10 protein-coding genes are annotated in these 15,777 nt (G+C 48.3%); 5 read left to right on the forward strand and 5 right to left on the reverse strand.

Features of this window, described 5'->3' with window-relative positions; translation table 11 throughout:
• Window positions 1-25 precede the first annotated feature (25 nt).
• Both SHEWANA3_RS08075 and SHEWANA3_RS08080 read right to left on the reverse strand, forming a co-directional pair.
• Entirely contained in the window at window positions 26-1,210 is a 1,185-nt protein-coding gene (locus SHEWANA3_RS08075) for an SO2930 family diheme c-type cytochrome (protein WP_011716584.1), read from the reverse strand.
• 138 nt (window positions 1,211-1,348) lie between these two features.
• The gene (locus SHEWANA3_RS08080) at window positions 1,349-4,084 is read right to left on the reverse strand and encodes an SO2930 family diheme c-type cytochrome (protein WP_011716585.1); all 2,736 of its coding nucleotides are present in this window, start codon (window positions 4,082-4,084) and stop codon (window positions 1,349-1,351) included.
• A gap of 438 nt (window positions 4,085-4,522) precedes the next feature.
• Between SHEWANA3_RS08080 and mprF the strand changes: the two genes are divergently transcribed.
• Both mprF and SHEWANA3_RS08090 read left to right on the forward strand, forming a co-directional pair.
• Window positions 4,523-7,075, forward strand: a complete 2,553-nt coding sequence (gene mprF / locus SHEWANA3_RS08085) for a bifunctional lysylphosphatidylglycerol flippase/synthetase MprF (RefSeq protein WP_011716586.1) — start codon at window positions 4,523-4,525, stop codon at window positions 7,073-7,075.
• A gap of 7 nt (window positions 7,076-7,082) precedes the next feature.
• A complete protein-coding gene (locus SHEWANA3_RS08090) occupies window positions 7,083-7,814 on the forward strand; it encodes an AcvB/VirJ family lysyl-phosphatidylglycerol hydrolase (RefSeq protein ID WP_011716587.1) in 732 nt (243 codons plus the stop codon).
• Between the two features lie 90 nt (window positions 7,815-7,904).
• Here the strand turns inward: SHEWANA3_RS08090 and SHEWANA3_RS08095 are convergent, their stop codons facing one another.
• Entirely contained in the window at window positions 7,905-8,972 is a 1,068-nt protein-coding gene (locus SHEWANA3_RS08095) for a DUF3083 family protein (RefSeq protein WP_011716588.1), read from the reverse strand.
• Between the two features lie 144 nt (window positions 8,973-9,116).
• Window positions 9,117-9,716 (reverse strand): arylesterase, encoded by a 600-nt coding sequence (locus SHEWANA3_RS08100; protein WP_011716589.1) that lies wholly within the window; start codon window positions 9,714-9,716, stop codon window positions 9,117-9,119.
• 52 nt (window positions 9,717-9,768) lie between these two features.
• Here SHEWANA3_RS08100 and SHEWANA3_RS08105 point away from each other — a divergent pair, with 52 nt between their 5' ends.
• From SHEWANA3_RS08105 to lepB, 3 genes are all read left to right on the forward strand, one after another.
• Complete coding sequence (locus SHEWANA3_RS08105) at window positions 9,769-10,518, forward strand: ABC transporter ATP-binding protein (RefSeq protein ID WP_011716590.1); 750 nt, start codon at window positions 9,769-9,771, stop codon at window positions 10,516-10,518.
• 3 nt (window positions 10,519-10,521) lie between these two features.
• The gene (locus SHEWANA3_RS08110; protein ID WP_011716591.1) at window positions 10,522-13,023 is read left to right on the forward strand and encodes an FtsX-like permease family protein; all 2,502 of its coding nucleotides are present in this window, start codon (window positions 10,522-10,524) and stop codon (window positions 13,021-13,023) included.
• A 280-nt stretch (window positions 13,024-13,303) separates the two neighbouring features.
• Window positions 13,304-13,966 (forward strand): signal peptidase I, encoded by a 663-nt coding sequence (gene lepB, locus SHEWANA3_RS08115; RefSeq protein ID WP_011716592.1) that lies wholly within the window; start codon window positions 13,304-13,306, stop codon window positions 13,964-13,966.
• 86 nt (window positions 13,967-14,052) lie between these two features.
• Here the strand turns inward: lepB and gltS are convergent, their stop codons facing one another.
• Window positions 14,053-15,276, reverse strand: a complete 1,224-nt coding sequence (gltS, locus tag SHEWANA3_RS08120; protein ID WP_011716593.1) for a sodium/glutamate symporter — start codon at window positions 15,274-15,276, stop codon at window positions 14,053-14,055.
• Window positions 15,277-15,777: the final 501 nt, after the last annotated feature.

The following is a 15,777-nucleotide window of genomic DNA, read 5'->3' on the forward strand; positions in this document are numbered from 1 at the left end:
GTGTTGATAACCGCTAGCCATCCATCTAAGTACAATTCCCTAAACTCGGTGCCAGTGAATCTATCCATTGACGAATTAATTCCACGCCTTCTTGGTGCTCAAGGTTGCGGCCGATGGGCGGCATGCGGTCCTTAGGTTCTGACAGCGTTTGGCGATAGAGCAAAATCGAATGGTCAGCATTGCCGGGGACGATATCGTAATCGAGTCCTTTAGGGCCACCATCCCAGCCGGGTGGTTGTTTGCAGATCCCATATTGATAACTGGTATGGTCGATATAAAACCCAAGGCGTAAGCCGGAGATGCTGGCATAGCCTTTGGCGCTGTGGCAATGGGCGCAGTTAACATCTAAATAGCCCTTAGCACGGCTGGTTAAATCGGCTTGGAGGTTGTCTATGGCATAGGTTTTAGCGACTTGGCTTAACTCGGGTAACAGCTCAAGCTTGCCTTGTTTAGCCCAGAGACTGAGTTGATTGACACTTTGCCCTTGGTCGATGATATCGCGATTCAAGAGATGGGCTTTAAGGCCAATCGGAATGATTTGGCTGCTGTTATCTTGGTTGATTTGGTGGCAAATTTTGCACTCGGCGCGGCTCGGAATGTTGTAATCGAAGCTTTGGTTTTGACCTTGATTAATCAGGGTATGGTGCACGCTTGCGCCCGCGGTTAGCAGCTTTGCTTCACCTTGTTGCCATTGATAAACCAGACTCGTCCAGCCTTGGGGGCGTTTTATCAATAGCCGTGTTTCGATAAGGGTTTCATTGGCTATGCCTTTGATAGCCGTATCCTGTGGCAGAGCAAAGGTTTTGACCAGTACGGCGCTAGTTGGAAACTCGAATGCTTCCTGCGCTTGGTATTGCATGCTGCTGCTTGCGGGTAAATAGATAAAGCGGTATTTACTGGCGTAATTAGAAAAAAGCTGTGTGGCGAGCTGATAACCAAATCCCGGTGCTTGCGGCTGCGCGGTAGGGTTTGCGGGGTCGATAAAGAGCCCGTATTGACTTAACTCTGGGCAGTCCTCTGCCATTAAGGCGGGCCAGTTAACTTGCCCTGTGGTATTCACGCACAGACTGGTGGGCGTTGTCGGTACAGTCGGTGTCGTTGGCGGAGTCGGCGTTTGGCCATTGTCGTTGCTTTGGCTGTCACCGCCGCCACAGGCTGTTACTAACATCGTTAAGCTGAAGATTGCGATGAGTGTTAGGCGGTTTTTCATTGGATTATCCGCTCTTTAAGCTGTTGCTTGCAATAAGAAGGCCTAAGTCGGCCTTCTCTGTCAGGGTGTTGCTCAGTCTTGGAATGGTAAGCAAGTGGGTGATTGCAAGCCTGCTTTCACCCACTGTTACCGATAACGCTAGTGCGAGCAGCTTGCTGCGGGCAGGCGTTTTATCCATTCACTGATCAGCGCCACGCCTTCATCATGGGATAAGCTGCGACCAATTTCAGGCATACGATCGCCCGGGGTCGTGCTTTGCATTCTAAAGTGCATGATGGACTCTGCGGCATTGCCAGGCACAACGTCGAAACCTAAGTTTCCACCACCATAGGCGACGGGCGATTTACAGGTACCGTGGGAGAAACCCGCATCATCGCTGTAGCCACGCCAGTACTCGAGTTTAAGGCCGGTGTTAGAGGCGTTGCCCTCGGGTCTATGGCAATGGGCACAGTTGATGTCGAGATAACCCTTAGCCGTTTGCATTAATGCGGTATCGCTTAAGCTTGCGACTGTGGCTTCGTCACCATCGTGGTAGGCGGGTACTTGTGGTACTTGGCTCAGATTTGGTAATCCCTGCAAAATACCTAGGCTTTCCCATTTCAGCAGTTGGTTCATGGTGCCATCTTGATAGCTGTAGTTGCGGTTTAAATGGCGCGCCTTAGGACCAATAGGTACAAACACGGCGTTGCTGTTGTCATCGGCCTTAAACTGGTGACACTGCTTACATTGGTTCATGCTCGGGACCATGTAGTTAAAGGTGAGGCTTTCCCCTTTATGGCTTAAGGTTTGGCTGCTAATTGCACCGGCTTTCGCCAGCGTCGCATCTGTCTTATCGGCATTCCACACATAGGGCAGGGCGCTCCAACCCGTTGGACGATGGATTAGCAGACGGGTTTCAATCAAACTCTCGTTACTGATCCCGCGCTTACTGGTGTTGCTTGGCAAGGCAAAGGTTTTGACGATAACGCTACCCACAGGGAAATCAAACGCTTCGTTTTCGGAGTAACTGGCTTTTTGTCCCGAAGGCAAATACACAAAGCGGTATTTACTGGCGTAGTCGGTAAAGAGCTGAGTGTTAAGATCGTAAGGGACACCGCCCGAATTAGGCCCTGTCGTAGGGTTTTTGGCATCGCTGAACAGGTTGTAGTCCGACAGTTTAGGGCAGTTTGCTTTTAGCAGCGCATCCCAACTGACGTTTGACCCAGTCGCCTGACAAAGACTTTGGTCACCATCACCCACTAAACCACCTTCGCCTTCACCGATAGTGCCTCCGCCGCCAACGAGCACGCCGCCATCACAACCCGCTGTATTATCGTCAACTCCGCAGCCAAACACTTGGCCCGCGAAGGTGACTGTGTGCACGGGTAGGCTCACCTGGGTACATTTCAGTAGGTTGTTCTGAGTCTTCTCGTATTGCACATCAGCGATACTGATGTCGGTGTTGCTGTTGGCATAGAGTCTGCCGTAGGACACATCACCGTTATCACTGGCGCAGACGTTATCGCTGCCATCTGTGGCAAAGGGTGCCTCTTTCAAACCTAGGTAAGCGGCGGTGCCGTTATTGGCAAGCATTTCCCCTAAGCCATCGTAGAGCACGCCGGGCAAGGTGCCGTGACTGATGACATACGCGCGGATAATATCTTGAATTAAATAGCCTTTAGGCTTGCTGCCATAGTCAGTGATCACGTTATCGTGCAAGTAGATATTGCGCGGCACTGGGCGCCAGCCATCTTCAATGGCTTGACCTGGTTGCCCATAGTTGCCGACAAAGGAGGTCATGTCGGGTTCTGCAATAAAGAAGCTGCTGACAGTCACCCCTAAGGTATCGTGGTGGGTAATTTCGTTATTGAAGATTTCCACATCGGCGGTCGACAGCACAATCACCCCTGTGCCTGGCGGCACTATATGCACCCCTGCGGGGTTGGCCGAGGCGTTGGCGAAGTTAGGCGTGTTGTTGTCATACACTTTGTTGTTGAAAATCCGCACGCTAGAGCCGTATCTGTGGTTGTTGATCGGCAAGTCGAACACTAAAATCCCGCCAGTGTTGCCCATGGCTTCGTTGTCATACACATCGGCATACTTAGAGTTTTCGACTTCAATCCCGGCAACGTTCTCCTTGGCGATATTGCGGCGCACCACAATATATTGGGATTGGCCCACATAAATCCCCGCATCGGCACTTCCTCGGACATAGCTGTCTTCAATCAAAATGTTTTCACACTCAACGGGATACAGACCATAGGCGCCGTTATCTTTGTCGAGCTCACCTTCCCACACCGCCCCCACGCGGCGCAGTATGATGCCATTGGTATTTTTAAGCTTGATGCCATTGTTTTTGGCCTCATTGACCGACATATCTTGAATGGTAATGTTCAGCGCATTTTGCACGAAAATCCCATCCCCCGAGTTGGCTTGGGCGAAATTGAGGATAGTGTCCTTCATCCCGTAGCCCATGATAGTGATGTTTTTGGCATAACTGCCATCCCCATCCACGTCGCCATCGAACAGTAATGTTGAATCGATATTAAAGGTGCCCTTTGGTAGCACAATCACAGCGCCACTTTGCGCGTTGATTAAGGCTTCTTGAATACGGGTGGTGAGATTATCCCCCCGAAGGATTTTGATGGCGCCTTCGGGGAAGGTGGGGCCCGTTTCAGGGGGCTGAACTACGGGGGGCGTGACGACCTCTGGTGCTGGATCATCGTCAGAAAAACAACCCGTGAGATTAAAAGCCATCAGTAGGGCGACCCCAGTTGGCATCAGCCAATTCGCCTTACTTTGAGCTTTATTCCTGTGGGAGTTACTCGGCCAAAGGTGGCGTGGTGTCGCCTTAACGCCCTTCTTCGCCAGTGGGTGTGTCGTCTTGTTGAACATAGGTGCTCCTGCTTTTTGTTATTATTTCGTTAACAGAATGCGCTAGGGGCAGCAAAAGGCAATGTGAAATATGGCCAAAATGGTGCAAGTTATCGCTGCGGTAAAGGGGGATGGTTTTACGCGACTCGATTTAAGCTCAACATTCTTATCCCAAAATATGGGTGAGTGGTTGGGGAGGAACTGAATACCTTTACTGGTGTTTTTATCTTCAGATAAGGCGGTTGGATATTATTAATGCAAATTAAAACATACTTGTTACAAGATGAATAAAACATCATCTAGTTAACGCTTAATTTGATTGCCACTCAAAAATCACTATGTTAAAAATCTTTCGCTAAAACAGTGCTTAATAATAAATTAAAGTTAATTCAGATTTAATGCTTTATCAATAATAGCCATTAACCTTGATTTGCCCCTTAATAATATGTGGAGATGAAAATGGGGAGACGCATTCGGGTGATTATTAGCTTACTAATATTCACAGTCTCGTTATTGCTTTTGTATAACCTTGAGCAGGATTATCAACTAAATGATATTTTGGCTGAGGTTAAATTATTTTCATTTTCACAGCTTGCGCTTGCCGTTGCATTGACTGTGACAAGCTACTTAATGTTGACCTTGTATGATTATCTTGCGATTAAACAACTTGGCTCATCATTAAGTTATCAAAAGGTCGCTCCCGTTTCATTTTTAGCCTTTACCTTTTCCAATACCATAGGGTTTTCATTACTCACAGGCACTTCGATACGCTATAAGTTTTATTCAGAGTTAGGGTTAACCGGTAATCAAATTACTCAAATAGTGCTCGCCTGCTCGGTGACTTTTTTCCTCGGGTTTTTCTTTATTTGTGGTATCGCGCTGATTAACTTCCCGGCGCAGCAACTGGCTGATTTGCCGTTGCCGACGTGGTTGTTTTCCTTAAGCCGCGTGTTTGGTGTTCTGATGCTGCTCGGTGTCGTAGGCTATTTTCTGTTTAGTCTATTGCGTAAAAAACCGATTTATTTTCGTGGGTTTGAGTTTGCGCCTCCCGTACTGTCTCAGTCGTTAAAGCAATTTGTGGTTTCGACACTCGATTGGTTAGTGGTGGGAACATTATTCTATTCCCTGCTGCCTGCGGTGGATGGTTTAAGTTACCTTCAAGTGCTCAGTATTTTCTTTGTGGCGAATGCCATCGGGGTGCTTGCCCATGTGCCTGGAGGGATTGGTGTTTTTGAATCTGTGGTTACAGTGACCTTATCCCAGTATTTACCCGTTGAGCAAATACTGGGCTCGGTGATTGTGTATCGGGTCATTTATTATATTGTGCCTTTTATGCTGGCCCTGATTTATTTTGTGGCAGGCTTGGTATTAAATAATAAGGATAAATTATCTAAGATAAATATTGATTTACATATTGTCAGGCAGTTATTGCCACCACTATTAAGCATTAGTGTGTTTTCCGTCGGGTTAGTTTTATTGCTGTCAGTGGTTAACCCTTCCATTGTGCATAAATATCATTGGCTAGGGGAGATAGTGCCGCTGCCGATAGTCGAATTGTCGAGCTTAATATTGAGTGCCAGTGGTATTTTACTACTGTTATTATCCCATGGCTTGTTTAAGCGTTATAAAAAAGCCTTCATACTCACCCAAAAGTTGTTATTAGTAGCCATTGTTTTTATTGTGCTTAAGGGTGCAGAGTGGCAGATTTCCCTAGCACTCGGTCTTATCTATTTATTAATGCTGCCCTGTGAACAGGTGTTTTATCGCCAAGGTTCGATTGTGGGTGTTAAATATTCCTTCGGCTGGTTATTATCCCTCGCCGCGGCGTTATTTTTGATGGTGTGGGTATTGTTTTTTGCCTACCAAGATGTGGATTATGACCATTCGCTCTGGTTAACCTTCTCGCAGGATAGCCATGTGTCCCGTGCGTTACGGGGCGGTGCGATAGCTCTCGCGATTCTGCTCGGCTTTGCCATTCGCTATGTGCTTGCGGTGCGAAAACCCCATACCAGTCGCCTAGATAGCTCAGCCTTGAGCTGCGCCATGGAGATTGTTGCCAATGCGCCGAGTAGCCACGGTTATCTTGCCTTAGTACAAGATAAATCGCTGTTATTTAATGAAGATAAAGATGCCTTCTTAATGTATGCCCGCGCCGGACATTGTTGGGTGGTGATGGGCGATCCTATCGGTAATCCAGATAAATTTGATGATCTCCTGTGGCAGTTTCGCGAGCTGTGTGACGCCTACGATGGTTGGCCAGTGTTTTATCAAGTGACGCAAAAGTATTTACCCCACTTTTTAGAGCAAGGGTTGAGCCTGTATAAACTCGGCGAAGAGGCCATAGTGTCCTTAGCGGAATTTGAGTTGCAGTCGAGTAAGTATCGCAGTTTGCGGCAGAGCCATGCCAAGGCATTAAGGGAAGGCTTGAGCTTTAAAGTTGTCGATGCCAGTGAAGTGCAGAGTCTATTGCCAACATTAGAGGCTATTTCAACCAGTTGGCTTAAAGCCAAACAGGGGCGAGAGAAGGGATTTTCGGTTGGTTATTTCTCCGCCGCTTACCTGTGCGCTACGCCAATGGCCTTAGTGTATTTGAATGGCGAGCTGGTGGCTTTTTCCAATGTGTGGGCCAGTGGCGCCAAAATGGAGTTCTCCGTTGATTTGATGCGTTATCTGCCGAATTTATCGGGCAGCAACATAATGGACTTCTTGTTTACTGAGCTATTGCTTTGGGGCAAACAGCAAGGATATCAGCAGTTTAATCTTGGCATGGCGCCCATGTCTGGATTAACCGATAGAGCCTTGGTACCGTTTTGGACCAAGCTTGCCAAAACGGTTTATAAGAAGGGGAATAAATTTTACAACTTTCAGGGGCTTAGAAGGTATAAGGATAAGTTTAATCCAAGATGGGAAGCTAAGTATTTGATTTGTTATGGCGGGCTATCTTTACCCGTAGTGGTGGGTAGTTTGGTGACCTTAACGAGTCGTGGTGCAACTGGCGTATTTAAAAAGTAGGTGCGAGATGACGAAATCCTTAATCAAGATACTGAGCGTTTTACTTTTATGTTCAACTGCTAACGCCTTTGCCGATGAGTTTGCCGATAATCTGGGGCTGACCCTGTTGCCTGTCGAACCATCAACTCAGGTAAACGCTGCATCATCCCATACCAAACCACCGCTGGTGATTTTTTTGAGTGGCGATGGCGGTTGGGCGACCCTTGATAAAGCCGTAGGGGGCATTTTACAGCAGCAGGGCTGGCCTGTGGTCGGCTGGAGCTCGCTGAAATACTATTGGAAACAAAAAGATCCCAAAGATGTCACCCAAGATACCTTAGCCATAATCGACAAGTACCAGGCGGAATTTGGCACGCAAAAAGTGATTTTGATTGGTTATTCCTTTGGGGCCGAAGTTATCCCCTTTGTGCTAAATGAGATGCCCGCGCGGTATCGGAAGAATGTCTTGGGGGCTGTGCTGCTCTCTCCTTCACAATCCTCGGATTTTGAAATCCACGTGAGCGAGATGGTCACCTCGGATAATCAATCGGCTCGTTACTTAACCTTGCCCGAAGTGAACAAACAAACCACTGTGCCTATGCTTTGCCTCTACGGTAAAGAGGACGATGCGCCGCTGCATTTATGCCCTGAGGTTAAGCAGCCCAATGTCACTGTGATGGAGTTAAGCGGTGGCCACAGTTTTGACGATGATTACGATAAAGTGGTCAAGTTGATAAAAGGTTGGCTAAAGCCAAGTTAGCGCGCTTTAGTGCATGGCCTAATGCTTTGGAATAAAACATAAAAAGGGCGCAGATGCGCCCTTTGTTTTAGGTTGTACTACAGCGAATGACTAGAGCTGATAGCTAATGTGCTGGTGGAAGCGCACCACGAGATCTTCACGCTCTGGATCTAGCCCAATCTCGGCGGCAAAGGTTTTCAGTGCGGCTTCGACGTTATTCATAAAACGGCCATAGCCGGAGTCATCACAGTCCTTGGCGCCCGCGACGATAGTAAAATGCGCGGCTTCGACTAAGTTGTCGGCATCCCAGCGGCGGATCACTTGTTGCTCGGTTGCGTTCGGGTCAAAACCGATCATTTGCACTTCGGCCTTGCTGTCGAGTTTCTCAAACTTACTGTTCCGCACTAAGGGGGTTAAGCCGTTGGCTATCATAGCCAATCGCGTTAATTGCTTATTAGCTGCGGCCTTGAGGAAGTTATCTTCAAGATGTTGATATAACGGGCTAAAGTCCGTTGCGGAGTCGGGTAGTAAACCTTGTTTGAGTTTGCGACTCAGCGGCAGGCTGACGGTGACATAGGTGAGTGAGCTGACATTTTCAGGCAGGTCACATTTTCTGGCCTTGTATCTTGGTGCAATGGCTCTGAGTTTATAACCATAGGTTTCTTTATTACCTTTTGATTTAGCAAATAAATCATAGGATAAATGCTGATGGTCGCGGATCTTCACTTTGAGATCTTTAATCGGCAGCTTAGGCATTAATTCGTTTAGGAGTTCCCGTACTCGGGTATGGAAATTGGCCGAGTTGCTGCGGATCTCATCGCCAGTCGCTAAGAACACAATACGCAGTTTGCGGGCGCGGTAGTTATCCTCGGAGAACAGGTTTTGTGCCTCGTGATAGGCGGGATTGTAAAAAAACAGAATTTGTTCAGCGGTTTGGAAACAATAGGCTTCGGTGTGGTAACGCACGACTGGCAGTTTATCGTTAGTGATCACATGAACGTTACGGAGATCGTGTTGTTCTGCCAAGTTAAAAATAATGCGGCTTAAGGTTTGATAACAGCTATGGTAATCGGGGTATTGCGCCAGTAATTCATCCGTGACTTTAATTTCGGCGGTGATGTACTGGTTGGTACGAGCTTCCTTGGGTATGTACACTTTTTGCTGATGGCTAAGGGACATATTGACTCCTTGTTGGGTTAACCATTTGCTAACACGAATTTTACTGTTTATCTCAGGCGTTAATGTTGCGTTGGAGCATGTTTTTATCGCTTAAATGCAACTTTACATCAGCAAGCTGTTTAATAGCTTAAAATTGCAGCGATTTTATTGAGTTAATGCTTTTTCAATCCAAGGTTGCATCCAAGTAGCGATCTTCTCTTGGGCCTTTTCATTGGGATGAATTCCGTCCCTTTGCATTAACTCAGGGTGGGGAGCAATGTCCTGCATAAAGAAGGGAATTAATGCAATCTCCTCGTCTTTAGCAATCTCTTGATACACTTGGGTGAACTTTTGGGTATAGCGAGGGCCATAGTTAGGCGGTACCATGATTTCGGTCAGTAGCACTTTAGCACCGCTATTTTTAGCTAGGGTAATGATTTGGATTAGGTTATTTTTGAGTTGCGTCGGGGGGAATCCACGTAAACCATCGTTACCACCGAGTTCGACCACCACCAAATCGGGGGCCACGGAATCGAGCAGCGCAGGCAAACGACGCAAACCGCCCGCTGTGGTTTCACCGCTCACCGAACCATTGGTAAATTCATGCTCGGGTAAATTTTTTTGCAGCAGCGCCACCCAGCCTACTTGTTCCGACATGCCATAGCTGGCACCTAAGCTATCGCCGAGGATCAACACTTTCGCCGCCTGAACTGGCGTGGTTATAAACAGACTTAACAGGATGCAGGCGCTCACGGCCTTTGCCATCGGCTTGCATCTTAGCGATTGACGCAAGAACGATTTGTATAAGAAGGATCCTATGTCTAACGTCGTTTCAAAAAACAGTGCCATCAATGTTGTTAACCTCGAAAAATCGGTGACTACTCAGGAAGGTTCGCTCACTATCCTCAAGGGCATTAACTTAGATGTCAAGCAGGGGGAAAGTGTGGCGATATTAGGCCCCTCAGGTTCGGGCAAATCGACACTGCTGGGCTTACTCGCCGCGCTCGATACCCCCACGTCGGGGGAGATTTGGCTCGATGGCCAAGCCCTATCACCGCTCAATGAAGAACAGAAAGCCGCGCTGCGTAAGCAGAAAGTGAGCTTTATTTTTCAATCTTTTATGTTAGTTGATACCTTAACTGCCCTCGAAAATGTGATGTTACCTGCCGAGCTTGCTGGAGTTAAAAATGCCAAGGAGAAGGCCGAGGCTATGCTGGGGCGCGTGGGGTTATCCCACCGTTTGACCCATTTACCTAAACAATTATCCGGCGGCGAGCAGCAAAGGGTGGCCATTGCCCGCGCCTTTATTTGTGAACCTAAGGTGCTATTTGCCGACGAGCCAACCGGCAATTTGGACAGTGTTAACGGCCATAAAATTGCCGATATGTTGTTTGAGCTGAACCAAGAGAGCCACACCACGCTCATCCTGGTCACCCACGACTTGCAATTGGCGAAGCGCTGCCAACGGCAACTGGTTATGGACAACGGCCACTTACAGGAAGAGTTAGATTCGGCCCAATCGCACAGCGTGAATGACAACCTTGAATTAAGCGCCAAGGAGGCCTAACCCATGGAGCTTAATTTGGCATGGCGCCTGTTTAAGCGAGAGCTGCAACAGGGGCAGTTGTTATTGATTATCCTCGCGATTACCTTGGCGGTGCTGTCGGTCAGTGGTCTAGCGCGAGTCAGCGAGCGCTTGCAGGTCGCGATAAACGGGCAAGCGACTCAGTTTATCGCCGCCGATCGTATTATCGATTCTCCCGTTCAAATTGATGCCAGCATTCTGGCCAAGGCCGACGAGCTTGGTCTTAAGCATGTGACCAATATGCAATTTAACTCCATGGTGTATGCGGGGGATAAGTTTCAGTTAGTCACAGTGCGGGCGGTTGAGTCTGGTTATCCACTTAAGGGCGACATAAAACTTAAAGCGGCCAATGGCCAAGATGAAAAAGCTCAAGGCTTGCCCCACGCCGATGAGGTGTGGTTTGAGAGTCGCTTAGGGGGACTCTTGGGATACCCGCAAACCTTGGAGCTAGGCAACAGTGAGTTTCGTTTAAGTCAAGAAATCAGCCGCTTACCCGATGCGGGTTTTAATCCATTCGCTTCTTCCCCCGTGGTGTTAATGCGGATTGAAGATGTCGCCAAGACTGGGGTTATTCAACCCGGCAGCCGAGTGACTTATCTGTATCAGTTTGTGGGTGAAGAAAGCGCCTTAAGCGCCTTTGAGAATAGCGTTAAACCGCTGCTGAATAATTCCCAGCGCTGGGTCGATGTGCAGTCTGGCGACTCACCGATAGCGGGCGCGGTGAAGCGGGCGGAGCGTTTTTTACTGCTGGCAAGCTTGCTCGGTATTGCGCTGGCCTGCGCCGCGATTGGGATTGCCGCCCAGCGTTACTGCCAACGTCATTATGATGTGGTGGCTATGCTTAAAACCTTTGGCGCCTCATCAACTCAAATTCGTCGACTATTCGGTATCCATTTACTGCTAGTGACACTATTTGGCATTGTGCTGGGGTTAATCGGCGGGGCACTGCTGGATTTAGGCATTAATCAACTGTTACCCCCTGAAATCGCCGCCTATTCGCCGCCGTTGACTCGGCCGCTACTGCTTGGGATCAGCACTGGGCTTATCAGCGCCTTTATGTTTTCGGCCTATCCTTTAATGCGTCTGCTGGCGATTCCGCCACTGCGGGTCTTACAAAGACAGCTCGAAGGTTTGCAGCTCGGCATGTGGCTGCATTTACTCCTCAGTTTAGGGGCGATGGCACTGTTGGGATATTTGTATTCCCAAAGCTGGGCGCTGACACTCACAGTAGTTGCGGCTGTGCTGCTACTGGGCGTATTGCTCAGTATTTTAGGCTTTGTGATGATCCGCCTTGGTCACAGTGTCGGCATGAAAACCACCAATCCCTTGCAACTGGCACTCGCGGGTTTACGCCGCCGCGCGCGGCAAAATGCGGTGCAATTGGTGGGCTTTAGTGCGGCCTTGGTATTACTACTGACCATTTTGGCTCTGAGGCAAGATTTACTGAACGAGTGGCAAAAACAGCTGCCCGAGAATGCACCCAACTATTTCTTGGTCAATATCGCCCCCGATGATGCTAAGCCATTAAATGACTTTATGGCGCAAAAAGGCATAGCAGCCACGGATATCTATCCCGTGATTCGCGGCCGCTTGACTCAAATCAATGGTGAAACCTTGATTTCCGACGAGCAGGCCGAGGCGGGGGAGAAGGGGCGAGTAGGGATCTCCCGCGAGCTTAATCTCACCTGGCGCAATACCTTGCCCGCCAACAACGAGTTGGTCGAAGGGCATTTTAATCAGGCGGCGGATGAGGTTTCTGTCGAGTCAGGTGTTGCCGAGCGTTTAGGGCTAAAGCTGGGCGATACGCTGACCTATATGATTGATAACCAAGAGCTTAAGGTCAAGGTAGCCAGTATCCGTGCCGTGCACTGGGAAACTATGCAGCCAAACTTCTTTATGATCTTCACTCAAGAAGCGCTGGCGCCCTTTGCCTATACCTCGATGGCAAGCTTCTACCTCGACGACAAAAAAACGGATGTGCAAGGGAGTGATGCTCCGAAGAGCACAGTGATCCTCGAACTTATCCAGCAGTTCCCAACGGTGTCGATTATCGATGTCGGCGCTATGGTAGGGCAATTGCGGCAGATTATTGAGCAGGTGTCCCTGTCGCTGACGTTGGTTTTGGTTCTCGTCTTACTGGCCAGTTCTTTAGTGCTTATCGCGCAAACTGAGGCGGGAATGGCGACACGCCAGCGTGAACTCGCAGTGCTGCGCACCTTTGGCGCTTCTGGCTGGTTACTGCGAAGTGCCACTGGGCTTGAATTTGCGTTACTGGGGGGCATAGCTGGGGTGCTTGCAGTGATAGTGGCGGAATTTGCCCTGTATCTGTTAAAGACCCAAGTATTTGAACTCAATGTGTATATGCACTGGCCCTGGTGGGGGATTGCCCCTGTCTGCGGTGCCTTGTTAGTTGCGCTGCTGGGTGTTTGGCGCTGCCGCCAATTGCTCAATCAATCCTGCGCCGAATTATTAAAAGCGGGCGCTTAAGTTAAGGTGCGTTAGCGGTTAAGACAAATGCCGTAATGCCATTATTTTTAAACCACTTTTTTAATGGCGATTATTTGAGTGTTTTAGGTTGAGGCAAAGTTTGAGCATTTGTCACATTGGCTTACAAATGGAAAAAGCCAAGATGTTATCCGCGAAGAACTTTGCCGATATTGATGAGTCTATTAAACGAGCAAGCGTTGCTTACGTCAGGCAATTGATAGCTTCGCATTGTCATCAAACGAAAAGATTACTGGATTTTGGCCTCAGGGAGATAAACAGAATGTTTAAAAGAATAAGAACATTACTTAGAGATAATCGCTCCATTTTATTGTTTATCAGCCTAATGCTGGTGTTCAGGAGCGCGGTCGCCGATTGGAATACAGTGCCGACAGGTTCTATGTTGCCGACGATTGTCGAGGGCGATCGCATTCTGGTGAATAAGATGGCTTACGATATCAGAGTGCCATTTACCCATATCCCACTCGTTAAACTTGCGGATCCAACACGTGGGGATATTATCGTGTTCGACTCTAAAAAAGCCGATAAAAAGCTGATTAAGCGGGTGATCGCCGTACCCGGTGATACAGTGGTGATGCGGGATAATCGCTTGTATTTAAATGGCAAACCACTCGCATATACACAGCAAACATTAAGTGCCTATGCGCCGGAGAATGTCACCGAATGGCAGGAGGATCTACTCGGCATAGCCCACAGTATTCGACTTAATCCGCAGCCCTCGCAGCTGGCTAATTTTGGCCCAGTTACGGTTCCTGATAACCAGTATTTGGCGCTAGGGGACAATCGAGATAACAGTGCCGATTCAAGAGTCATAGGTTTTGTGCCCAGAGAGGAGATTGTTGGCCGCTCAAGCTCCGTAGTCTTCTCATTGGATTACAACGATTATTACTTGCCGCGGCCAGAGCGTATGATGCGCACGTTCTAACTTGTCCTTTGATTTCACTCTTCACGAGATATAAAAATGGCGCCCTTATCGGCGCCATTTTTGTTTAATGATAAAGCGTTGCACTCTTACATCAAAAAGCTGAGGTAGCCCTGCAATACAATTAAATTGACTATATCGATAAAGAAGGCGCCGACAATCGGTACCACCATAAAGGCCTGAGGAGAGGGGCCTGTGCGTGACACCAGTGCGCCCATATTCATCACCGCCGTAGGAGTGGCGCCCATACCAAAGCCACAGTGACCGCCGGTGATCACCGCTGCGTCATAGTTGCTGCCCATGATTTTAAAGGTCACAAAATAGGCGAATACCGCCAGCACTGCGGTTTGCACTAGCAGGATAATCAGTAGTGGGATAGCCAGATCCAAAATTTCCCACAATTTGAGGTTCATCAAGGCCATAGAGAGAAATAACGACAGTGCCACAGTGCCTATTACATCGATACTCTCGGTATGGGGTTTATAACCTCGGGTCACTTCGGTGATGTTGGCGATGATCACCCCAAGAAACAGGGCATAGACAAAGTCCGGCATCTTGAGCCAATTCAGCTGATATTCGCTGACAAGCACAGTAAACCATTTCGCCCCAGCAACGCAGATAAGCAGTACAAACAGGGTTTCGATGATTGTCTTAGCGGTGACTTGGTCTTCTTCGAGCTGATCGTAGGTGACCAGTTGAGGATGCGTGGCGTGGTGTTTACGGCCCATGCCGTAGCTTGAGACCAGATTGTGTTTGCCAATTAATCGCTGCGCGACGGGGCCGCCGATAATGCCGCCCATGACTAAGCCAAAGGTAGCCGCCGCCATGGCCAGCTCTAAGGTGTTGATGCCGTAGTTTTCGGCAAAGGTTTGTGACCAGGCAACGCCAGTCCCATGGCCGCCTGACAGCGTAATTGAGCCTGCGATAAGGCCTAAGATGGGGTCTAAACCGAGGAGGCTTGCAAGACTCACCCCAACAGCATTTTGAATGACGATATAGACCGAAGCGACGCCTAAAAAGATAAACACTTTTTTGCCGCCACTGAGCAGTAGCTTATAGTTTGCAGATAAACCTATCGTACTGAAAAACATCAGCATTAAGGTATTTTGCATGGGTAAACTAAAGGCGAGGGTGATGTCTTGGAAATGTAAAAAGGCCACGACGGCGGCGACGACTAGCCCGCCAACGATAGGTTCGGGAATATTGTATTGTCTAAAAACACGCACATGGCGATTGATGGAATGGCCAATAAACAGCACGAAGATAGCAATTAAGAACGACTCGAGTTCGCCAATTGTATAAGTGGTGTGCATGATAGTTCCTTACAAATGGTTTGTGTGGGAATACCGCTGTACTCAAGCTGGCTGTATTCAAGCTGAGTGAGGGCGACCCATCTCGTTATTTAGCATTATCTAATGCTAAGTGTTAAACGCGCGACCTAAGGACAGATTCTTATCAATCCCCAAGACTGGAGAAGGAGTATTAAGCGCGAATATGAACCGTATTGGTGTAGTTGATCAGTATCGCGACAGAGGGTGCGGATACTGAAGATAATGAACTTGCTCGGAGTGTTAACTGTGCTTCAGTGCGGGCGCTAACACGTCAATAGCGATAAGCAAGAGGTGGGGAGTGTAACAGAAAAATGCGCCAATGTCGTTAAATTGTCTTTAAAATCATTGTGTTGCATTTATGTTTTTCGGCTGTTGCCAGATGCGAGCGCTGCATTGCAAAAAATCACGTCGATAAATAAATCGCCACAGGGGATTTTTATCTCTGATTTTCAAGCCATTATTCAGCATAGCGTTAACCCTCGA

Source organism: Shewanella sp. ANA-3 (genome assembly GCF_000203935.1).
Classification (GTDB): Bacteria; Pseudomonadota; Gammaproteobacteria; order Enterobacterales; family Shewanellaceae; genus Shewanella.